At 70.9% G+C, this 22,004-nt stretch carries 19 protein-coding genes; all 19 read left to right on the plus strand.

From position 1 onward, the window contains the following. The first annotated feature begins 25 nt into the window (after window positions 1-25). On the plus strand, window positions 26-292 hold the full coding sequence (gene rpoZ / locus ASE87_RS05085; RefSeq protein WP_043592764.1) for a DNA-directed RNA polymerase subunit omega: 267 nt from the start codon (window positions 26-28) through the stop codon (window positions 290-292). Between the two features lie 126 nt (window positions 293-418). Continuing rightward, a complete protein-coding gene (metK, locus tag ASE87_RS05090) occupies window positions 419-1,645 on the plus strand; it encodes a methionine adenosyltransferase (RefSeq protein ID WP_056226893.1) in 1,227 nt (408 codons plus the stop codon). A 2-nt stretch (window positions 1,646-1,647) separates the two neighbouring features. Beyond that, window positions 1,648-3,723, plus strand: a complete 2,076-nt coding sequence (locus ASE87_RS05095; RefSeq protein WP_235472196.1) for a primosomal protein N' — start codon at window positions 1,648-1,650, stop codon at window positions 3,721-3,723. Window positions 3,724-3,738: 15 nt separating this feature from the next. Next, window positions 3,739-4,746 carry a methionyl-tRNA formyltransferase gene (gene fmt / locus ASE87_RS05100; RefSeq protein WP_082452298.1) on the plus strand — a complete coding sequence of 336 codons (1,008 nt, stop codon included), beginning with the start codon at window positions 3,739-3,741 and terminating at the stop codon, window positions 4,744-4,746. Further along, window positions 4,743-6,113, plus strand: coding sequence for an RsmB/NOP family class I SAM-dependent RNA methyltransferase (locus ASE87_RS05105; RefSeq protein ID WP_056226437.1), 1,371 nt, complete (start codon window positions 4,743-4,745; stop codon window positions 6,111-6,113). Before fmt ends, ASE87_RS05105 begins: the two co-directional genes overlap by 4 nt. 9 nt (window positions 6,114-6,122) lie before the next feature. After that, window positions 6,123-6,788, plus strand: coding sequence for a ribulose-phosphate 3-epimerase (gene rpe, locus ASE87_RS05110; protein ID WP_043592767.1), 666 nt, complete (start codon window positions 6,123-6,125; stop codon window positions 6,786-6,788). Next, on the plus strand, window positions 6,785-7,048 hold the full coding sequence (locus ASE87_RS05115) for a phosphoribosyl-ATP diphosphatase (RefSeq protein ID WP_043592769.1): 264 nt from the start codon (window positions 6,785-6,787) through the stop codon (window positions 7,046-7,048). Before rpe ends, ASE87_RS05115 begins: the two co-directional genes overlap by 4 nt. Before the next feature lie 64 nt (window positions 7,049-7,112). After that, window positions 7,113-7,952: an ATP phosphoribosyltransferase gene (hisG, locus tag ASE87_RS05120; RefSeq protein WP_056226439.1), complete on the plus strand. Its 840-nt coding sequence runs from the start codon at window positions 7,113-7,115 to the stop codon at window positions 7,950-7,952. Between the two features lie 2 nt (window positions 7,953-7,954). Continuing rightward, a complete protein-coding gene (hisF, locus tag ASE87_RS05125) occupies window positions 7,955-8,761 on the plus strand; it encodes an imidazole glycerol phosphate synthase subunit HisF (RefSeq protein ID WP_056226442.1) in 807 nt (268 codons plus the stop codon). Window positions 8,762-8,848: 87 nt separating this feature from the next. Beyond that, window positions 8,849-9,265 (plus strand): phosphoribosyl-AMP cyclohydrolase, encoded by a 417-nt coding sequence (hisI, locus tag ASE87_RS05130; RefSeq protein ID WP_056226445.1) that lies wholly within the window; start codon window positions 8,849-8,851, stop codon window positions 9,263-9,265. Continuing rightward, a complete protein-coding gene (locus ASE87_RS05135) occupies window positions 9,258-10,790 on the plus strand; it encodes an anthranilate synthase component I (RefSeq protein ID WP_369813994.1) in 1,533 nt (510 codons plus the stop codon). Before hisI ends, ASE87_RS05135 begins: the two co-directional genes overlap by 8 nt. Continuing rightward, complete coding sequence (locus ASE87_RS05140; protein WP_056226449.1) at window positions 10,790-11,434, plus strand: Trp biosynthesis-associated membrane protein; 645 nt, start codon at window positions 10,790-10,792, stop codon at window positions 11,432-11,434. The genes ASE87_RS05135 and ASE87_RS05140 overlap by 1 nt, the downstream gene beginning before the upstream one ends. Window positions 11,435-11,515: 81 nt before the next feature. Beyond that, the gene (locus ASE87_RS05145; RefSeq protein WP_043592886.1) at window positions 11,516-11,794 is read left to right on the plus strand and encodes a DUF6704 family protein; all 279 of its coding nucleotides are present in this window, start codon (window positions 11,516-11,518) and stop codon (window positions 11,792-11,794) included. Continuing rightward, window positions 11,795-12,568 (plus strand): indole-3-glycerol phosphate synthase TrpC, encoded by a 774-nt coding sequence (gene trpC, locus ASE87_RS05150; RefSeq protein WP_056226450.1) that lies wholly within the window; start codon window positions 11,795-11,797, stop codon window positions 12,566-12,568. 2 nt (window positions 12,569-12,570) lie between these two features. Then, window positions 12,571-13,779, plus strand: coding sequence for a tryptophan synthase subunit beta (gene trpB, locus ASE87_RS05155; protein ID WP_043592780.1), 1,209 nt, complete (start codon window positions 12,571-12,573; stop codon window positions 13,777-13,779). Beyond that, on the plus strand, window positions 13,776-14,591 hold the full coding sequence (gene trpA, locus ASE87_RS05160) for a tryptophan synthase subunit alpha (RefSeq protein ID WP_043592782.1): 816 nt from the start codon (window positions 13,776-13,778) through the stop codon (window positions 14,589-14,591). Before trpB ends, trpA begins: the two co-directional genes overlap by 4 nt. Window positions 14,592-14,676: 85 nt before the next feature. Next, window positions 14,677-15,678, plus strand: a complete 1,002-nt coding sequence (gene lgt / locus ASE87_RS05165; protein ID WP_052505061.1) for a prolipoprotein diacylglyceryl transferase — start codon at window positions 14,677-14,679, stop codon at window positions 15,676-15,678. 288 nt (window positions 15,679-15,966) lie between these two features. After that, the gene (gene gltB / locus ASE87_RS05170) at window positions 15,967-20,544 is read left to right on the plus strand and encodes a glutamate synthase large subunit (protein WP_056226455.1); all 4,578 of its coding nucleotides are present in this window, start codon (window positions 15,967-15,969) and stop codon (window positions 20,542-20,544) included. After that, entirely contained in the window at window positions 20,537-21,994 is a 1,458-nt protein-coding gene (locus ASE87_RS05175; protein WP_043592786.1) for a glutamate synthase subunit beta, read from the plus strand. The genes gltB and ASE87_RS05175 overlap by 8 nt, the downstream gene beginning before the upstream one ends. The last annotated feature ends 10 nt before the right edge of the window (window positions 21,995-22,004 follow it).

Consider the following 22,004-nt stretch of genomic DNA (forward strand, 5'->3'; position numbering starts at 1 on the left):
CCCCCATCGACACGAGGAGCAACCAATGGCCGACAAGAACCAGGGCATCATCGATCCGCCCATCGACGAGCTGCTGTCGAAGGTCGAGTCGAAGTACGCACTCGTCATCTTCGCCTCCAAGCGCGCCCGTCAGATCAACGACTACTACGCCGACCTGCACGAGGGCAGCCTCTTCGACAACGTCGGCCCCCTCGTCGACAGCTCGATCGACGACAAGCCCCTCTCGGTCGCCATGCACGAGATCAACGAGGACAAGCTCGAGGTGAAGCCGCTCGCGGCTCCTGCCGAGTAGCGCGACGACACGACCGGCCTCTCTGACGGTGGTCGGTCCTATCATCTGACGAGGCCCCCGGGAGTCCATCCCGCGGGGCCTCATCGCGTCCGCACCCCGATCGACACCCAGAGGAACACCGTGAGCCTGACCGACACGACGACCGACCCCGCCACGACGGCATCGACCTCCCTGCGACTGTTCACGTCCGAATCGGTCACCGAGGGCCACCCCGACAAGATCTGTGACCAGATCTCGGACGGCATCCTCGACGCCCTGCTCGCGGTCGACCCCGCCAGCCGGGTCGCGGTCGAGACCATGGTCACGACGGGGCTCGTGCACGTCGCCGGCGAGGTCACCACCAAGGGCTACGTCGACATCCCGACGATCGTGCGCGACCTCATCGTGGGCATCGGCTACGACTCGTCCGCCGTGAGCTTCGACGGTCGCACCTGCGGCGTCGAGGTCTCGATCGGGTCGCAGTCTCCCGACATCGCCCAGGGCGTCGACACCGCCCTGGAGGCGCGTGGCGGCGACGACGACCTGCTCAACCGTCAGGGTGCGGGCGACCAAGGCATCATGTTCGGCTACGCCACCAACGAGACGCCCCAGTTCATGCCTCTCCCGGTCTGGCTCGCCCACCGGCTGGCCGAGCGTCTCGCGGCCGTGCGCAAGTCGGGCACGCTCGACTACCTCCGGCCCGACGGCAAGACCCAGGTCACGGTCGGTTACGACGGGGTCGTACCGAAGACGGTCGACACCGTCGTCCTGTCGACGCAACACTCACCCGCGGTCTCGAGCGAACAGCTCGAGTCCGACGTCATCCAACACGTCATCCGCCCCGTCCTCGACGAGGCAGGGCTCTCGTCGGCCGACACGCGGTTCATCATCAATCCGACCGGCCGGTTCGAGATCGGGGGCCCACAGGGCGACGCCGGACTCACGGGCCGCAAGATCATCGTCGACACCTACGGCGGCGCGAGCCGTCACGGCGGGGGCGCGTTCTCGGGCAAGGATCCCTCGAAGGTCGACCGCTCCGCCGCGTACGCGATGCGCTGGGTGGCCAAGAACGCCGTCGCTGCCGGCCTCGCCGACCGGCTCGAACTCCAGGTGGCCTACGCGATCGGACGCGCCGCACCCGTCGGTCTCTACGTCGAGACCTTCGGCACGGGGCACGTCAGCGACGACGTCATCACGGCGGCCATCGAGACGGTGTTCGACCTCCGCCCGGCGGCGATCATCCGCGACCTCGACCTGCTTCGGCCCATTTACTCGGCGACGTCGACCTACGGCCACTTCGGTCGCGACCTGCCCGACTTCACCTGGGAGGCGCTCGACCGCGTCGACGCCCTCCGGGCCGCCGCCGGGCTCTGACCGTGGCGGCGGTCGCCGAGGCCCTCGTCGAGGGCGGCCCGCGCGTCGTCCGGGTGATGGTCGAGTCACCGCTGCCGCAGCTCGACCGGTTGTTCGACTACGCCGTGCCCGAGCGGCTGCGCGACCGGGTCGCCCCGGGCATCCGCGTCAAGGTTCCCCTCCGTTCGGCCGGACGCATCGCCGACGGGTTCGTCGTCGAGGTCGCGTCGTCGTCCGAGCACGGCGGTGACCTCTCCGAGATCGAGGATGTCGTGTCCACCGTGTCGGTCCTGGCACCCGAGGTGTGGCGCTTGGCGCGTGCCGTGGCCGACCGGGCCGGCGGATCGGCCAGCGACGTCGTGCGGCTCGCGGTCCCTCCGCGTCAGGTGCGGGTCGAGAAGGCGTACCTGGCGGCCGCTGAGAACCCGTCCTCGCCGCCACCGGAACCCACCGACGCGACTCCGTCACCCGCAGACACCGCGCCTCCGTCCGCGGACGCCGCGCCGCCCGTCGGGGATCGCGATCGCACCCCGGTCGTCGTGGGTTACCGGTCGACCGACCTCGTCGGGCTCGTGGCGTCCCGCGGTCGCGCGGCGGTCGACGCCGTGCCGTTGCTGGTCGAGTTGCCCGACGGTGCGTGGGTGGGTCATTGGGCGCTGACGGCCGCCCAACTCGCCGCGGTCGCCGTCGCGGCGGGCGACAACGCCGTGGTGGCGGTCCCCGACTACCGCGACGAAGAGCACGTCCTCCAGGCCCTCACGGCCGTCCTCCCGCCCGACCGCGTCGTGCGGCTCGACTCCCGGCAGTCCAACGCCGACCGGTACCGCGCGTTGCTCCGGGCCCGGGGCGACGAGCCCGTGGTCGTCGTCGGCAACCGGTCCGTCCTGCTCGCGCCCTCGGCCAGACTCGGTCTGGTCGTGGTGTTCGACGACGGCGACCCGTCCTTCGGTGAGCCGCTCGCCCCCTACGTGCACGCCCGCGACACCGCCCTGCTCCGACAGGCGCAGCAGGACACCGCCCTGGTGTTCCTCGGCCACTCCCGCAGCACCGACGTCCAGCGCCTGGTCGAGATCGGCTTCCTGGCCGAGGTGCGTCCCGATCCGCGCTACCAGCCCCGGGTCGTGCCGACCGTGCGTCAGGCCGCCACGGACGGCTTCGCGGCGCAGGCCCGCATCCCCTCCTCGGCCTACGCCGAGGCGCGGGCCGCGGTCGAGCACGGACCGGTGCTGATCCAGGTCGCCTCACCGGGCTACTCGCCTCGCCTGGCCTGCGTCGACTGCGGCGACACGGCGCGCTGCCTGCGCTGCAACGGCCCCCTCCAGCAGCGCGAGCGCGGGGTGACCCCGGCCTGCGCCTGGTGCGGCGCCCTCGCCGTCTCGTGGCACTGCCGCACCTGTGAGGGCACGCGCATGCGGGCCGTCGGCACCGGCGCCTCGCGGACGGCCGACGAGCTCGGCAAGGCCTTCCCCGGGGTCCGCATCATCGTGTCGGACGGCACCCGGGCCCTGACGCACGTCGACGCCGACCCGGCCATCGTCGTCGCGACCCGCGGGGCCGAGCCGGTCGCCCCGGGTGGCTACCGGGCCGTCCTGCTGCTCGACGGCGAACGCATGCTCGCGCGCGAGAGCCTCCGCGTCGCCGAGGACTGCCTCCGCTGGTGGGCCAACGCCACTGCCCTGGCCGCACGACGCGCCCCTGTGGTGCTGGTCGGGGTGGGCGGGGCGATCGCCTCCGCCCTGGCCACGTGGGAGCTCGCCCGATTCGTCTCCGCCGAGCTCGCCGATCGCCGTGTCCTGCGTTTCCCTCCGGCCGTCCGCGTGGCCACCGTGACCGGCACGGTCGACACCGTCGCACGCGCGCTCGACGACCTGCCCGACGAGGTCCGTGTCGAGACCCTCGGTCCGGTGGACGTCGAGTCCGCCGGGGTCCGCGCGATCGTCCGCTTCGACTACTCCCGAGGTCACGACGTGGCCCAGGCGCTCCGCTCCCAGGTCATCCGTGCCGCGACGGACCGACGCAAGGCGCTCGGTCAGAAGCGCACGCGGGCCGTCCCTACACTCAGAGTGCGGTTCGACGACGTCGAGCCGTTCGCCGACTGACCCGCCAGGAACCCCATGCGCCTCGTCTTCGCCGGCAGCCCCGCCGCTGCCGTGCCCTCGCTCACCGCCCTCGCCGACGGCCCTCACGAGGTCGTCGCCGTGCTGACGCGCGACGACACCCCCCAGGGACGCCGACGCGTCCTGACCCCCACGCCCGTCGCCGTCGAGGCAGCCCGCCTCGGTCTCCGCGTGGTCAAGGCCCGTCGGATCACTCCCGAGGTCACGGCCGAGCTCGCGGCGCTCGATCCCGACCTCGGCGTCGTCGTGGCCTACGGCGCCCTGCTCCGCGAGCCCCTGCTCGGTGCGCCCCGCCTCGGCTGGGTCAACCTGCACTTCTCCCTGCTGCCCTCCTGGCGCGGTGCGGCCCCCGTCCAGCGGTCGCTCATGGCGGGCGACGTCGTGACGGGCGCCGCGGTGTTCCAGCTCGTCCCCGAGCTCGACGCAGGCGATGTCTACGGCACCCTCGAACGCCGACTCGACGGCGCCGAGACCGCGGGGGTGCTCCTCACCGAGCTCGCGCGGTCCGGGTCCGGCCTGCTGGTCGACGTCGTCGACCGCCTCGCCGTCGGCACGGCCGTGGCCACACCCCAGACCGGGGAGGTCACCCTCGCCCCCAAGCTGACCCTCGCGGACGGAATCCTCGACGCCTCGCGTCCGGCGACCGAGCTGATCGACCGCTTCCGAGGCGTGACGCCCGAACCGGGAGCCCGCGTCGACCTCGACGGCACCGCCCTCAAGATCACGGAGGCGCGGGTGACGTCGGACGTCGAGGCGCCGCTCGAGGCCGGTCGCCTCGAGTCCCGGGGCCGCCGTGTGCTGCTGGGCACCGCCTCCTCACCCGTCGAGCTGGTCCGGGTGCAACCGGCGGGCAAGAAAGAGATGTCGGCAGCCGACTGGTGGCGTGGACTGCCCGGCGGGGTCGACCGTCGCGTCACCCCGCCCTCCTCGACCGCCCCGGCCGCCCCGGCCGCCCCGGCCGACATCGCACCAGACCCCGCCCTCGACACGAAGAGCGCCTCATGAGCCGAGTCCAGCCCGCCCGCCAGGTCGCCCTCGACGTCCTCCGGGCCGTCGAACAGGACGACGCCTACGCGAACCTCCTGCTCCCGCAACGCATCGTCCGCGCCCGCCTCGGAGCACAGGACGCAGGTCTCGCGACCGAACTCACCTACGGCACCCTGCGCCTCCGGGGGTACTACGACCGCGTCATCGCGCTGGCCGCCCGTCGGGGCACCGACGCGATCGACCCGGCGCTCCTCGACGTCCTGCGACTCGGCACGCACCAGCTGCTCTCGACGCGGGTCGCGGTCCACGCAGCCGTCGACGAGAGCGTCGAGCTCGCGCGTCAGGTGGGCAGCCGGTCGGGCACGGGTTTCGTGAACGGCGTGCTCCGGACCATCTCGCAGTCGACTCCCGACGAGTGGCGCGCGCGCGTCCTGGCCGGCACGACCGGGGACGACGACCGTCTGGCGGCGGAGTGGTCGCACCCCGCCTGGGTGGTGCGGGCGTTCCGTCGCTCGCTGGCCGCCGAGGGACGCGAGGACGAACTCGTCGACCTGCTGTCGGCCGACAACGACGCCCCGAAGGTCAGCCTCGTCGCACTGCCCGGGCTCGCCGAGGTCGCCGAACTCGGTGCGCCGAGCGGGCGCCTCTCGCCGCTCGCCGCGACGAGCGGCGGGGGAGACCCGGCGCAACAGACGGCCGTGCGCGAGGGGCGCGCCCGCGTGCAGGACGAAGGCTCACAGCTCGCGGCACTGCTGCTCAGCCGCCACCGGCCCGCAGAGTCGGGAGAACGCTGGCTCGACATGTGCGCCGGCCCCGGTGGCAAGGCCGCCCTGCTGGGCGCCGAAGCTGCCCGCGCGGGCGCCCACCTCGTCGCCAACGAGCTCGTCCCGGCCCGGGCCGGTCTCGTCCGACAGGCCCTCAAGGCCGTCCCCGGCGACGTCGAGGTGCTCGAGGGTGACGCCACACGGTTCGGGGCGGAACAGCCCGGAGGCTTCGACCGCATCCTGCTCGACGCGCCCTGCACGGGTCTCGGGGCCCTGCGACGTCGACCCGAGGCCCGGTGGCGCAAGCAACCGGCCGACGTCGGACAGCTCACGGCCCTGCAGTCGCGCCTGTTCGCCAGCGCCCTGGATGCCCTCGCGCCCGGGGGAGTCCTGGCGTACGTGACCTGCTCGCCGCACACGGCCGAGACCCGCGGCGTCGTCGAGGCCGGGCTCCGGGGCCGCGACGACGACCTCGTGCTGCTCGACGCGACGGCGGGCGTCGAGCGCATCGCCGGCCGGTCGGTCGACCTGGCGTCGGCACCGTTCGTCCAGCTCTGGCCGCACCGTCACGGCACGGACGCCATGTTCGTGGCCCTGATCGAGAAACGTGCCGGACGGTAGGCTCGTCTCGTGTCGATCCGCATCAGCCCCAGCATCCTCTCGGCCGACTTCGCCAACCTCGAACGCGACCTCCAGCGCATCTCGTCCGCCGACCTCGTGCACGTCGACGTCATGGACGGCCACTTCGTGCCCAACCTCACCCTGGGGCTGCCCGTCGTGCAGCGTCTCGGCGAGGTCAGCCCGGTGCCCCTCGACCTGCACCTCATGATCGACGACGCCGACCGCTGGGCGCCCCGCTACGCCGAGACGGGTGCCTTCTCGGTCACCTTCTCCGCCGAGGCCGCGACCGACCCGGTGTCCACGGCACGCGCCATCCGCAGCAACGGGGCCCGCGCCTCCGTCGCGGTGAAGCCGGGCACCGACCTCGAGCCCTATCTCCAGACCCTGGACGCGTACGACATGATCCTCGTCATGACCGTCGAGCCCGGCTTCGGCGGGCAGTCCTTCATGCCCGAGACGATGGCAAAGCTGACGCGCGCCAGGGCCGCCGTGAGCGCCTCCGGGCTCGACGTCTGGCTCGAGGTCGACGGCGGCATCACGACCGAGACCATCGTCACGGCCGTCGAGAACGGTGCCGACACGGTGGTCGCCGGGTCCGCCGTCTACGGCGGGTCGCCCGTCGACAACATCGCTGCACTCCGAGCAGCCGCCGCGACGGTAGCCTTGACGTCGTGAAATCCTTCGACGACCTGTACCTCGAGCTCAGCGACAAGGCCCGCGACCGGCCCGAGGGGTCGGGCACCGTGGCCGAACTCGACGCCGGTGTGCACCAGATCGGCAAGAAGATCGTCGAAGAGGCCGCCGAGGTCTGGATGGCCGCCGAGTACGAGGGCGACGTCGCTACCGCCGAAGAGATCTCCCAGCTGCTCTACCACCTGCAGGTCATGATGATCGCCAAGGGCATCACCCCGGCCGACGTCTACCGACATCTCTGAGTCGGCCTCCGCCACCCCCGTTCGTCACGCCGCTCGCGCGGCACCCCAGCAGACAGAGAAACCCATGCTTCGCGTCGCAGTGCCCAACAAGGGATCGCTCAGCGAGACCGCCTCCGCCATGCTCGCCGAGGCCGGCTACACCGGTCGCCGCGACCCCAAGACCCTCCACGTCGAGGACCCGCGCAACGGCGTCGAGTTCTTCTACCTCCGTCCGCGCGACATCGCGACCTACGTGGGGTCGGGCGCGCTCGACGTCGGCATCACGGGCCGCGACCTGCTGCTCGACTCGCATTCGCCGGCCCACGAGGTCGCCCCCCTCGAATTCGGTGGCTCGACCTTCCGCTTCGCGGGCCCTCCGGGCCGTTTCGCCGATCTCCGCCAGCTCCAGGGCACCCGGGTCGCCACCAGCTACGCCGGCCTCGTCGGCTCCTTCCTCGAGAGCCACGGAGTCACCGCGACCCTCGTGCCGCTCGACGGCGCCGTCGAGAGCGCGGTGCAGCTGGGCGTCGCCGACGCCGTGGCCGACGTCGTCTCGACCGGTGCCACCCTGCGTGCGGCGGGCCTCGAGATCTTCGGGCCGGTCATCCTCGAATCGACCGCCGTCCTCATCTCGTCCGATGCCGACGTCGACGGCCTGGCGGTCCTCCACCGCCGCCTGCAGGGCGTGCTCGTGGCCCGGCAGTACGTCCTCATGGACTACGACGTCCCGGTCGCCAAGCTCGACGCCGCGACCGCCGTCGCCGGCGGCATGGAGTCGCCGACCGTCTCCCCGCTGCACGATCGCGACTGGGCCGCCGTCCGCGTGATGGTCCCGCGGTCCGACACGAACCAGGTCATGGACGCCCTCTACGACCTCGGCGCCCGGGCCATCCTGGTCAGCCCGATCCACGCCGCGAGGCTGTAGCCGTGCCCGCCGACGACGCGGTCGCCACCGGCGGGGTCGCCGCGGACGCGTCCCTCGCCGTCCGGGTCATCCCGTGCCTCGACGTGGCGGCGGGCCGCGTGGTGAAGGGTGTCAACTTCCTCGACCTTCGGGATGCGGGCGACCCGGTCGAGCTGGCCCGCACCTACTACGAGCAGGGCGCCGACGAGATCACCTTCCTCGACGTCACGGCCACGGTCGACGCACGGTCGACCACGTACGACGTCGTCCGGGCGACGGCCGAGCAGGTCTTCATCCCATTGACGGTCGGCGGCGGTGTGCGAACCACCGACGACGTCGCGCGGTTGCAGGCGGCCGGCGCGGACAAGATCGGTGTGAACAGTGCCGCCATCGCCCGGCCCGACCTCATCGGCGAGATCGCCGACCGGTTCGGAGCTCAGGCGGTCGTCCTCTCGCTCGACGTCAAGCGGTCGACGGGCACCCCGTCGGGCTTCGTCGTGACGACCCACGGCGGCCGCACCGAGACGACGCTCGACGCGCTCGCCTGGGCCCGTGAGGCCATCGAACGCGGGGCGGGCGAACTACTCGTCAACTCGATCGACGCCGACGGCACCAAGCAGGGCTTCGACCTCGAACTCGTCCGCGCCATGCGCGAACTCAGCCGGGTGCCGGTCGTCGCGTCCGGAGGGGCGGGTCGGCTCGAGCACTTCGCCCCCGCCATCGAGGCGGGCGCCGCTGCCGTGCTCGCGGCCTCGGTCTTCCACAACGGCGAACTCACCGTCGGCCAGGTCAAGGACGAACTGGCGCGGTCCGGGGCGATCGTCCGCTGAGGCGGGCCGTCACTCCTCAGAACCCGCACCCGACCCCGCGACAACGCCCCGCACCGCACCGCACCGCATCGCACCGAGGAGCACATCATGACCGACCAGCTGACGCGTGAGACGGTCGAGCCCGTCGTCGCCCGTGCCCGGTTCGACGCGTCGGGCCTGCTGCCCGCGATCATCCAGCAAGAGGGCACGAAGGACGTGCTGATGATGGGCTGGATGGACGCCGAAGCCCTCCGCCGCACGCTCACCGAGGGGCGCGTCACCTTCTGGTCCCGGTCTCGTCACGAGTACTGGCGGAAGGGCGACACGTCCGGTCACGCGCAGTTCGTCCGTGCCGCCGCCCTCGACTGCGACGACGACGTGCTGCTCGTCACGGTCGAGCAGATCGGCGCTGCCTGCCACACGGGTTCCCACTCCTGTTTCGAGGTCGACCCGCTCGAGCCGGCCACCGCCTCCTCGTCCCTGTCGTCCGGCGACACCGACCCCACCGGAGGTCCCCGTGGCTGACGCCCCGATCCGCACGTCGACGACCCGGGCCCAGTTCGACGCGCGGCTCGCCGGCCATCGGGTCGTCCCGGTCGTGCGCGACCTCTTCGCCGACGGCGAGACCCCGGTCGGGGTGTACCGCAAACTGGCGGACGGTCGGCCCGGCAGCTTCCTGCTCGAATCGGCGGCCCAGGGCGGCATCTGGTCCCGGTGGTCCTTCGTGGGCGTCTCGTCGTTCGGAGTCCTCACGACCGACGAGGGCGAGGCCCGGTGGATCGACTACGGCATCGACCGCGGGCGGGCTCTGGGTGACGCCACCGGCCGCCCGCTCGCGGTGCTGTCCGCCCTGCACCACCGGTGGGCCACCCCGCGCATCGACGGGATGCCGCCCCTCACCGGGGGCCTGGTCGGTTTCGTCGGCTGGGAGGCCGTGCGCGAGCTCGAGCACCTGCCCGACGTGCCACCGGCCGAGTTCACCGTGCCCTCGCAGGCGCTCAGCTTCGTCTCCGAGCTCGTGGCCCTCGACCACCGCACGGGTGCCGTCCTGCTCGTCGCGACCGTGTTGAACGACGGCACCGACGGCCCCGACGTCCTGTGGGACGACGCGCAATCGCGTCTCGACGACCTGCAATCCCGGCTCGCGGCCCCGAGCGAGACGTTCCTGTCCGACGTCGACCTGACGATCGAAGCGACACCCACCCGGCGTTCCACCGACGACGAGTACGCGCACGCCATCGAGCGGTCGAAGCAGTTCATCCACGACGGGGACGTCTTCCAGGTCGTCATCTCCCAGCGCTTCGACCACGAGGTCACGGCCGAACCGCTCGACGTCTACCGGGTGCTGCGGACGCTCAACCCGAGCCCGTACATGTACCTCGTGACGCTCGACGACGTGCAGGGTCGGCCGTACACCATCGTCGGTTCGTCGCCCGAGGCGCTGGTCAAGGTCGACGGCCGCCGGGCCTACACGCATCCCATCGCCGGGTCGAAGCCCCGGGGCGCGTCGCCCGACGAGGACCAGCGCTACGCCGACGAGCTCGCCTCGGACGACAAAGAACGCGCGGAGCACCTCATGCTGGTCGACCTGGCCCGCAACGACCTGCTCAAGGTCTGCACCCCGGGCAGCGTCGAGGTCACCGAGTTCATGCAGGTCGAACGGTTCAGCCACATCATGCACCTCGTGTCCAGCGTCGAGGGCGACCTGGCGCCCGGCAAGGATGCCATCGACGCGTTCCGGGCCACCTTCCCGGCCGGAACGCTGTCGGGTGCCCCCAAGCCCCGGGCCCTCGAGATCATCGACGAGCTCGAGCCGGCCCAACGGGGCGTCTACGGCGGAGTGGTCGGTTACTTCGACTTCGCCGGCTCGGCCGACGTCGCGATCGCGATCCGCACCGTCCTGCTCCAGGACGGCGTGGCCCGCGTCCAGGCGGGTGCCGGACTCGTCGCCGACAGCGACCCGGTCGCCGAGAACCAGGAGGCGCGCAACAAGGCCGCGGCCCCCTTGCGTGCCGTCGCGGTCGCCAACGCCATGACACGGCTGCGCTGATGCCCGCTCGACGCCTGAAGCTCACGACGATCCTGGCGGGCATCCTGCTCGCGGGGCTCGCCCTGCTGTCCTGGACACAGGACTGGTTCCACGTCGTCGTGGCGTCACCCCAGGGTGGAGACCTGCCCCTCGACGTCGCCGGCGACGTCGCCGGTGCGCCGTTGTCCGCCCTCTCGCTGGCCAGCCTGGCACTCTTCGGGGCGCTCACGATCGCCGGTCGGCTGTTCCGCGTCGTCCTGGGGGTGCTGCAGGTGGCGCTGGGGGTCAGCGTCGTCGTCACGACGGCGACGGCCCTGGCCGACCCCGTGCGCGCGTCGGGCAGCGCCGTGACGACGGCCACGGGCGTCGACGGCACCGACTCGATCCGGGGCATCGTCTCGTCGGTCGAGCCGACGGCCTGGCCCTGGCTCGGGCTCGTGGCCGGCGTGCTGGCCGCCCTCCTCGGCGTCGCCACCGTGCTCCTCGCGGGCGCCTGGCCCCAGGCCACCCGCAAGTACTCCGCGACGCGACTCGTCGCCGCGGATCCTGCGGCCGACCCCGCGGCCGCCTGGGACGCGCTCTCGGGCGGCGACGACCCGACCGACGCCCCCTCGCACCTCGACGAGGGCGGGTCGAGCCCCACCGAGCCGGGCCGTACCCGGTAGACTCGGCCCCCGAACCGACCTGATCCAAGGAGCACTGTGAGCACGAACACGACGAGCACCCCCTCCGGTGGCGACGCGCCCCTGAAGAACGCCCCGGCGAAGGTCGACTCCGGCTCGAAGGGCCGCGACACCGAGACGGCCGACGACCTCGGGCACGGCAACTCGCCCGCGGCCTGGACCGCCGTGGTCATCATGTTGGTCGGCTTCGCCATCGGCACCCTGGCGTTCTTCCTCGACGTCCCGTGGATCGTCTGGGCCTCCGCCGGCCTGGTCGTCGTCGGACTCGTCGTGGGTCTCGTGCTCAAGAAGGCCGGCTACGGCGTCGGCGGCCACCGCTACGTGCCGAAGGCCCACAACTAGGTGCTCGACGACCTGTACGCGGGTGCCGTGGCCGACGCTGCAGCACGCCGTGAGTCCCTTCCGTTCGCCGCCGTCGAGGCGGCGGCTCTCTCGCGCGACCCCGCACTCGACGCCCGCGCCGCCCTCGCCCCGGCCGACCGCGTCAAGGTCATCGCCGAGGTCAAGCGCGCCAGCCCGTCTCGAGGCCATCTCTCGGCGATCGCCGATCCGGCGTCGTTGGCCCTGTCCTACGCAGCCGGGGGAGCGAGCGCGATCAGCGTCCTCACCGAGGGCCGCAAGTTCAAGGGCTCCCTCGCCGATCTCGAAGCGGTCCGCGCGGCCGTCGACGTCCCCGTCCTCCGCAAGGACTTCATCGCCGACGCCTACCAGGTCTTCGAGGCCAGGGCAGCCGGCGCCGACCTCGTCCTGCTGATCGTGGCCGGGCTCGAGCAGCGCCGTCTCGTCGAGTTGCACGACCTCGTCCGGCAGCTGGGCATGACGGCCCTGATCGAGGCGCACTCCGCCGACGAGGTGTCGCGAGGCCTCGATGCCGGCGCCACCGTCCTCGGCGTCAACGCTCGCGACCTGACGACCTTCGAACTCGACCGGGACCTGTTCGGCCGCTTGTCCGGATCGATCCCGGCGGGCGTCACCCGCGTCGCCGAGTCGGCCGTCTCGTCTCCCGACGACGTCGCCCACTACCGTCGCTCGGGCGCCGACGTCGTGCTCGTGGGCGAAGCCCTCGTGACCCACGGCGACCCCGCCGACGCCATCACCCGCTTCCTGGAGGTCTGACCATGGCATTACGCGACGAGACGGGCCCGTACTTCGGTTCGTTCGGTGGGCGCTTCGTGCCCGAGTCCCTCGTGGCCGCTCTCGACGAGCTCGACGCGGCGTACAAGGCCGCCGCCGTCGACCCCGAGTTCGCTGCCGAGTTGACGGCTCTGCACGCCACCTACACGGGTCGGCCGTCGATCATCACCGAGGTGCCGCGCTTCGCCCAGCACGCGGGCGGCGCCCGCATCATCCTCAAACGCGAGGACCTCAACCACACGGGGTCGCACAAGATCAACAACGTGCTCGGTCAGGCCTTGCTGGCCCGCAAGCTCGGCAAGACCCGTCTGATCGCCGAGACCGGGGCGGGTCAGCACGGCGTCGCCACGGCCACCGCAGCCGCGCTCTTCGGCATGGAGTGCGTCGTCTACATGGGCCAGGTCGACACCGAGCGCCAGGCGCTCAACGTCGCACGGATGCGCTTGCTCGGGGCCGAGGTCGTCTCGGTCACGACCGGCTCCCGCACCCTCAAGGACGCCATCAACGACGCCATGCGCGACTGGGTGGCCAGCGTCGACACCACGCACTACGTGCTGGGCACCGTCGCCGGCCCGCACCCGTTCCCCGCCATGGTGCGCGACTTCCACAAGATCATCGGCGAAGAGGCCCGCCAGCAGGTCCTCGACCTCACCGGTGCCCTGCCCGACGCCGTCACGGCCTGCGTCGGCGGCGGCTCGAACGCCATGGGCATCTTCCACGCGTTCCTCGACGATCCCTCGGTCCGGCTGTTCGGCTTCGAGGCCGGCGGCGACGGCGTCGAGACGGGCCGTCACGCGGCCTCGATCACGCTCGGCCGCATCGGCAACCTGCAGGGCACCAAGTCCTACCTCATGCAAGACGAGGACGGTCAGACCCTCGAGAGCCACTCCATCTCGGCAGGTCTCGACTACCCGAGTGTCGGCCCCGAGCACGCCTGGCTGTCCGAGACGGGACGAGCCGAGTACCAGCCGATCACCGATGACGAGGCCATGCAGGCCTTCCGTCTCCTCTCGCAGACCGAGGGCATCATGCCCGCCATCGAGTCGGCACACGCACTGGCGGGCACGATCAAGCTCGGCCTGGAGCACCCCGACTGGACGATCCTGGTCTCTCTCAGCGGGCGTGGCGACAAGGACGTCTCGACCGCGAGCCGGTACTTCGGCGTCCTCGACGAGAAGGCACAGCAGCTGTGACCGCCGCGGTTCCGGGCGGAACGAGCAAGGTCGGCGACGCGATCCGGGCTCGGCGAGAAGCCGGGAGCGGTGCCGTCGTGGGATACCTGCCGGTCGGGTTCCCCGATCTCGACACGAGCATCGAGGCCGCGGTGGCGATGGCCGAGAACGGCATCGACGTCATCGAACTCGGCATCCCCTACTCCGACCCCGTGATGGACGGGCCGGTGATCCAGGCCGCGACGCAGCGATCGCTCGCCGAGGGGTTCCGTGTACGCGACGTCTTCACGGCGATCCGCGAGATCACTTCGCGCGTCGACGCGCCCGTCATCCCGATGACCTACTGGAATCCGGTCGAGCAGTACGGCGTCCAGCGTTTCGCCGACGACCTCGCGGCCGCGGGCGGCGCCGGGCTCATCACCCCGGACCTCATCCCCGACGAGGCCGACGCATGGGTGACCGCCGCCGCAGCGGCGGACCTCGACCGGGTCTTCCTGGCCGCTCCGTCGTCCAGTGAATCGCGCCTCCGACAGGCCGTCGCGAGCAGTCGCGGCTTCGTGTACACCGTCTCGACGATGGGCATCACCGGCGCCCGCACCGACGTGGACGCAGCGGCGAGCACCCTCGTCGCCCGCCTCCGCGAGGTGGGCGTCGAGAACGCCTGCGTGGGTCTCGGCATCTCCACCGCCCAGCAGGTCCGCGAAGTACTCGAATACGCCGACGGTGCCATCATCGGTTCGGCCTTCGTCCGAGCCCTCGCCGACGGAGGGGTCGAACGTCTCGCCGAGGTCTCCGCCGACCTGGCGTCCGGCGCGGCCCCTTCCGCCTCCTGACCCTCTCGGGTCCGACGCCCCCGCGCTAGAGTCGTCACCCGTCGGGTGACCGACGCTCCGCATCCCTCCGAAAGGCACCACGCCCGTGTTCGTTCCCCTGAGCATCCCGAGCCCGTCGGCCGCCTGGCAGTACTTCGACGTCACCGCCTGGTTGAACTCGACCTTCGGGGCTTCGCTGCCCGGCTCGCTGCGCATCCACGCCTACGCCATCTGCATCCTCGTCGGCATCGTCGCGGCGGTCGTCATCACGAACCACCGCCTCAACCGGCAGGGGGCCGAGAAGGGCATCGTCATCGACGTGGCCATCTGGGCCGTGGTCTTCGGCATCGCGGGGGGACGCCTCTTCCACGTCATCACCCACCCCGCGGACTACTTCTCCTCGCCCGACCAGTACATCCACGTCCTGTTCGTGTGGGAAGGCGGCCTCGCCATCTACGGAGCACTCCTGTTGGGTGCCGTGGGCGTCTGGCTCGGCTGCCGCTTCACCGGTCTGCGGTTCACGGTGTTCGCGGACGCCCTCGCCCCCGGGCTGCTCGTCGCACAGGCGTTCGGACGCCTCGGCAACTGGTTCAACCACGAGCTCTTCGGCATGCCGACCGACCTGCCCTGGGGCCTCGAGATCGAATCGACGAACGCCGCCTACCCGACGGGCCTGCCCGAGGGCACGCTCTTCCACCCCACGTTCCTGTACGAGATCGTCTGGATGCTCGCGGGGGTCGCGATCCTGTTGCTCCTCGAGAAGAAGGCTCCGATGCAGTGGGGCCGGTCGTTGGCCTTCTACCTGGTCTGGTACGGCATCGGCCGTGCCTGGTTCGAGTCGATCCGCACCGACCCCAGCCTGCTGTTCTTCGGCATCCGGACGAACGTCTGGATGAGCTTCTTCGCCATCGTCCTCGGCATCGTCCTCTTCGTCGTCGCCGCACGTCGTCACACCGGCACCGTCCCCGGCCCCTACGTTCCCGGTCGCGCGCCGAGCGAGCGAACGTCTGCTGTAGACTCCGACGACACGTACACGGAGAACGACGAACCCGAGTTGGTCACCGTCAGCGCATCGGACGACAACACCGATCGCTCACCGCGTCCCTAGGTCGTCCACTCCACGACGGCCGCGGGCCCGGCGCCCCATCGTCGTGGCGCCCGATCCTCTCCACCCCATCCCGGTGCGAACGATCCGCCCGCGACACGGTTCTGTGCACGCACCCGCGCCTCGTAAGATCGAGCGCAGTCGGCCCCTCCTGCCGGCGTGCACGCCCACGGTCGCCACGAGCCGACCTCTCCCGCTGACTCGGGGCCGCCCACAGACCGCGGTTCCGTGAGGCTCCTCGGGCCGACGTCGTCCCACCCCCTGTCGGATCTCTTCGTGAGGACGGATTCCATGGCTCTCACGCCAGCACACCAGCAGTTCAGCACGGTTCCCGAGGCCAGCGGCCTCTACGACCCGCGCAACGAGAAGGATGCCTGTGGTCTCGCCATGGTCGCGACCCTCCGCGGAACCCCTGGCCACGACATCGTCGACACAGCCCTTCGAGCCCTCCGGAACCTCGAGCACCGAGGTGCCGTCGGCTCCGACGCCGGCACCGGCGACGGTGCGGGCATCCTCTGCCAGGTGCCCGACGAGTTCCTCCGTCACGAGGTCGACTTCGACCTGCCGCCGGCAGGCCGGTACGCGGTGGGCATCGCCTACCTGCCCCTCGACGAGCAGGAGCGCTCCGAGCTCAAGACGGGCATCGAGCGCATCGCCGACCTCGAGCACCTCGACGTGCTCGGCTGGCGCGAGGTCCCCGTGCGACCCGACGAGCTGGGCACCCTCGCGCGCAACGCCATGCCCGCCTTCGAGCAGCTCTTCGTCGCGAGCAGGCACCACGACGCCGACGGCGTCCCGCTCGCCGGTGTCGCGCTGGACCGCCAGGCGTTCCGGCTGCGCAAACGTGCCGAGCGCAAACTCTCGGCCTACTTCACCTCGCTGAGCAGCCGGACCATGGTCTACAAGGGCATGGTCACCACACTGCAGCTGGAGCCCTTCTACCCCGACCTGAGCGACGAACGCTTCGCGTCGAAGCTCGCCATCGTGCACTCGCGCTACTCGACGAACACGTTCCCGTCGTGGCCGCTGGCGCAACCGTTCCGCATGATCGCGCACAACGGCGAGATCAACACGGTCCGGGGCAACCGCAACTGGATGCGCGCGCGTCAGTCCCAGCTCGAGAACGAGCTGATCGGTGACCTCAAGCCCATCCTTCCGATCGTCAGCCCGGGGGCGAGTGACTCGGCGTCGTTCGACGAGGTCGTCGAGCTGCTCAGCCTGACCGGCCGGTCGTTGCCGCACGCGGTCATGATGATGGTGCCCGAGGCCTGGGAGAACCAGGTCGACATCGACCCGACCCTGCGCGACTTCTACGAGTACCACTCCATGCTCATGGAGGCGTGGGACGGCCCGGCCGCCATCACGTTCACCGACGGCACGCACGTCGGTGCCACCCTCGATCGAAACGGCCTGCGACCGGGCCGCTACCTCGTCACCGACGACGGCCTCGTGGTCCTCGCGAGCGAGATCGGCGTCATCGACGTCGACCCCGCCAAGGTGGTCCGAAAGGGCCGGCTCCGCCCCGGCAAGATGTTCCTGGTCGACACCGAGGCCGGGCGCATCGTCGAGGACGACGAGATCAAGCGCGATCTCGCCACGGCGGCACCGTACGGCGAGTGGCTCGCCGAGGGGCGCATCCACCTCTCCGAGCTGCCCGAGCGCGAGCACATCGTGCACACCCCTGCGTCGGTCACCCGCCGTCAGCGCACCTTCGGGTACACCGAAGAAGAGGTCCGCATCCTGCTGACCCCGATGGCGAAGACCGGTGCGGAGCCCCTGGGGGCCATGGGAAGCGACACGCCGATCGCCGTCCTGTCGGAGCGTCCGCGCCTCCTGTTCGACTACTTCACACAGCAGTTCGCCCAGGTGACGAACCCGCCGCTCGACTCGATCCGCGAGTCGGTGGTCACGTCGCTCAAGCTCGGCCTCGGCCCCGAGCGGAACCTGCTCGCCGCGACGCCCGAGCACGCCCGTCAGGTGATCCTGGACTTCCCGGTGATCGACAACGACGAGCTCGCGAAGATCCAGCACATCGACCCGAGCCCCGGTTCCCGCAAGACGTCGACCATCCGTGGGCTGTACCGGGCGGACAAGGGCCCACGGGCGCTCGAGAAGCGCATCGCCGCCATGTGCAACGAAGTGGACGACGCCATCGAGGCCGGCGCCGAGTTCATCGTGCTCTCCGACCGCGACTCGAACGCCGACTTCGCCCCCGTGCCGTCCCTGCTCATGATCGCCGCGGTCCACCACCATCTGATCCGCACCGAGAACCGCATGAAGGTCGGCCTGATCGTCGAGGCCGGCGACGTGCGCGAGGTGCACCACGTGGCCACCCTGATCGGCTACGGCGCGTCCGCGGTCAACCCGTACCTCGCGATGGAGACCTGCGAGAACCTCGTACGCGCGGGCATGATCACCGGGTTGAGCCCCGAGGACGCCGTCCACAACCTGATCAAGGCGCTCGGCAAAGGCGTGCTCAAGATCATGTCGAAGATGGGCATCTCGACGGTGTCGAGCTACGCCGCGGCACAGGCGTTCGAGGCCGTGGGCCTCAGCCAGGAGTTCGTCGACACCTACTTCACCGGCACCTCGTCGATGCTCGGCGGCGTCGGAATCGACGTCATCGCTGCCGAGAACAAGCAGCGTCACACGAGCGCCTACCCGAGCGACGGCTCCGTCATCGCCCACGAGCGGCTTGCCACCGGTGGCGAGTACCAGTGGCGCCGCGAGGGCCCCCGGCACCTCTTCAACCCCGACACCGTGTTCCGGCTCCAGCACGCCACGCGCACGCGCCGCTACGACATCTTCCGCGAGTACACCAAGCTGGTCGACGACCAGGCCGAGCAGCTGATGACGCTGCGCGGGCTGTTCCGGATCAAGCACGGCGTGCGACCACCCGTGCCGCTCGACGAGGTCGAGCCCATCGAGGCGATCGTCAAGCGGTTCTCGACAGGAGCGATGAGCTACGGCTCGATCTCGCAAGAGGCCCACGAGACCCTCGCGATCGCGATGAACCGCCTCGGCGGGAAGTCCAACACCGGCGAAGGCGGTGAGGACGTCGACCGGCTGCTCGACCCCGAGCGCCGCAGTGCCGTCAAGCAGGTGGCCTCCGGCCGGTTCGGCGTCACGAGCATGTACCTGACGCACGCCACCGACATCCAGCTCAAGATGGCGCAGGGCGCCAAGCCCGGCGAAGGCGGTCAGCTGCCGCCGACCAAGGTCTACCCGTGGGTCGCGCGCACCCGGCATGCCACGGCGGGCGTCGGCCTCATCTCCCCGCCGCCGCACCACGACATCTACTCGATCGAAGACCTGAAGCAGCTCATCTTCGACGTCAAGCGTGCCAACCCCAAGGCACGCGTCCACGTCAAGCTCGTGAGCCAGTCGGGCATCGGCGCGGTCGCGGCGGGGGTCACGAAGGCCCTGGCCGACGTCGTGCTCGTGTCCGGTCACGACGGGGGCACCGGCGCCAGTCCGCTGAACTCGCTGAAGCACGCGGGTACGCCCTGGGAGATCGGCCTGGCCGAGACCCAGCAGACCCTGATGCTCAACGGCATGCGCGACCGTGTGGTCGTGCAGGTGGACGGTCAGATGAAGACCGGTCGTGACGTCCTCATCGCCGCCCTGCTCGGCGGAGAGGAGTTCGGTTTCGCGACGGCGCCGCTCATCGTCGAGGGCTGCATCATGATGCGGGTCTGTCACCTCGACACCTGCCCGGTGGGCGTGGCGACGCAGAACCCCGAGCTCCGTGCCCGTTTCTCGGGCAAACCAGAGTTCGTCGTCAACTTCTTCGAGTTCCTCGCCCAGGAGGTGCGCGAGTACCTGGCCGCCCTGGGTTTCCGCAGCCTCGACGAGGCCATCGGCCGGACGGACGTCCTCGACGTCGACCGCGCCGTCGACCACTGGAAGGCATCGGGTCTCGACCTGGCGCCGGTGTTGGTCGGGCCGACCTTCGCCGACGACGAGCCCCGTCGCAACCACACCACGCAGGACCACGGTCTCGACGAGCACTTCGACGTCCAGTTGATCGAGCGCAGCGCGGACGTGCTGGAGAACGGCGGACACGTCGAGATCACGCTGCCCGTCCGCAACACCGAGCGCGCGGTCGGCACCATGCTCGGGCACGAGGTCACCCTGCGACACGGCGAGCACGGGTTGCCCGACGGCAGCATCGAGATCAACCTCAGCGGCTCGGCCGGTCAGTCGCTCGGAGCCTTCCTGCCCTCCGGCATCACGCTGCGACTCGAAGGCGACAGCAACGACTACGTGGGCAAGGGGCTCTCCGGCGGCAACGTCGTCGTGCGCCCTCCCCGCGGCAGCGCCTTCGCCGCCGAGGAGAACGTCATCGCCGGCAACGTCATCGGTTACGGCGCCACCCAGGGCAGCATGTTCCTGCGCGGCATCGTGGGGGAGCGCTTCCTGGTCCGCAACTCCGGGGCCAGCGCGGTCGCCGAGGGCGTGGGTGACCACGCGCTCGAGTACATGACGGGCGGCCTCGCCGTCATCCTCGGCGACACGGGCCGCAACCTCGGCGCGGGCATGTCGGGCGGCACGGCCTACGTGCACCGACTCAAGCCCGAACGGGTCAACGCCGAGGCGCTCGCGTCCGGTGAACTCGAACTCCACCCGCTCGGCAGCGCCGACGTCGAGATCCTCACCGATCTGCTGCAGCGGCACCTCGCCGAGACCGGATCGCCCGTGGCTCAGCGCATGCTCGACGACCTCGACGCCACGACGGCCGAGTTCGTCAAGGTGCTGCCCCGCGACTACGCCGCCGTCCTCGCCACCCGGCAGACGGCCGTCGACGAGGGTCTCGACCCCGATGGCGACGAAACCTGGAAGAGAATCCTGGAGGTGACCGGTGGCTGACCCCAAAGGCTTCCTGAAGACGCAGTCCCGCGAGCTACCCAAGCGCCGCCCCGTGTCGGTCAGGCTCATGGACTGGAAAGAGGTCTACGAGCAACAGGAGAGCGGCGAGCTCCGTCGCCAGGCGGGCCGCTGCATGGACTGTGGCGTGCCGTTCTGCCACCAGGGCTGCCCGTTGGGCAACCTGATTCCCGAGTGGAACGACCTCATGTGGCGCGGCGAGGGCCGCCAGGCCATCGAGCGCCTTCACGCGACCAACAACTTCCCCGAGTTCACGGGTCGTCTCTGCCCCGCGCCGTGCGAGTCGTCGTGCGTCCTGGGGATCAACCAGCCTCCGGTGACCATCAAGCAGGTCGAGGTCTCGATCATCGACCAGGCCTTCGCCAACGGCTGGGTGACCCCGCACCCGCCAGAGCGCCTGACCGGCAAGACGGTCGCGGTGGTCGGTTCGGGCCCCGCCGGACTCGCCGCCGCCCAGCAGCTCACCCGCGCGGGACACACGGTCGCCGTGTACGAGCGCGAGGACCGCATCGGCGGTCTCCTGCGCTACGGCATCCCCGACTTCAAGATGGAGAAGAAGCAACTCGAGCAGCGCATCGCCCAGATGCAGGCCGAGGGCACGCGCTTCCGCGCCCGGGTCGAGATCGGCCGCGACATCGCCTGGGACGACCTCAGGGCCCGCTACGACGCCGTCGTCGTCGCGACGGGGGCCACCGTTCCTCGTGACCTGCCGATCCCGGGACGCGACCTGTCCGGCATCCACTTCGCCATGGACTACCTCGTGCAGCAGAACAAGGCCGGAGCGGGCGACACGGTGGCCGACCAGATCACGGCCGAGGGCAAGCACGTCGTCGTCCTGGGTGGTGGTGACACCGGTGCCGACTGCATCGGCACCGCACACCGTCAGGGTGCCCTGTCGGTGACCAACCTCGCGATCGGTCAGCAGCCGCCCGACGAGCGCCCCGAGGCCCAGCCGTGGCCGATGTTCCCCACGTTGTTCGAGGTGTCCAGCGCCCACGAAGAGGGCGGCGAGCGGGTCTACCTGGCCTCGACCGTCGAGTTCCTGACGAACGAGGTCGGTGAGGTGCGGGCCATCCGCGTCGCCGAGACCGAGTACGTCGACGGCCGACGGGTCCCCAAGGCGGGCACCGAGCGCGAGGTCCCCGCCGACCTCGTCCTCCTCGCGCTCGGATTCACCGGGCCCGAGCGCGACACCATCGAGGGACAGCTGCGGCTCACCTTCGACGGTCACGGATCACTCGAGCGTGGCGCGACGTACGAGACCGGCGAGCCCGGCGTCTTCGTGACCGGTGACGCAGGTCGAGGGCAGTCGCTCATCGTCTGGGCCATCGCCGAGGGTCGGGCCACGGCCTCGGCCGTCGACGCCTACCTCGAGGGCGAGACCGTGCTGCCCTTCCCGGTGAAGCCCACCGATCGGTCCATCTCGGTCTGATCCCGCCTTC

The organism is Frigoribacterium sp. Leaf44, from assembly GCF_001421865.1.
Taxonomy (GTDB): domain Bacteria; phylum Actinomycetota; class Actinomycetes; order Actinomycetales; family Microbacteriaceae; genus Frigoribacterium.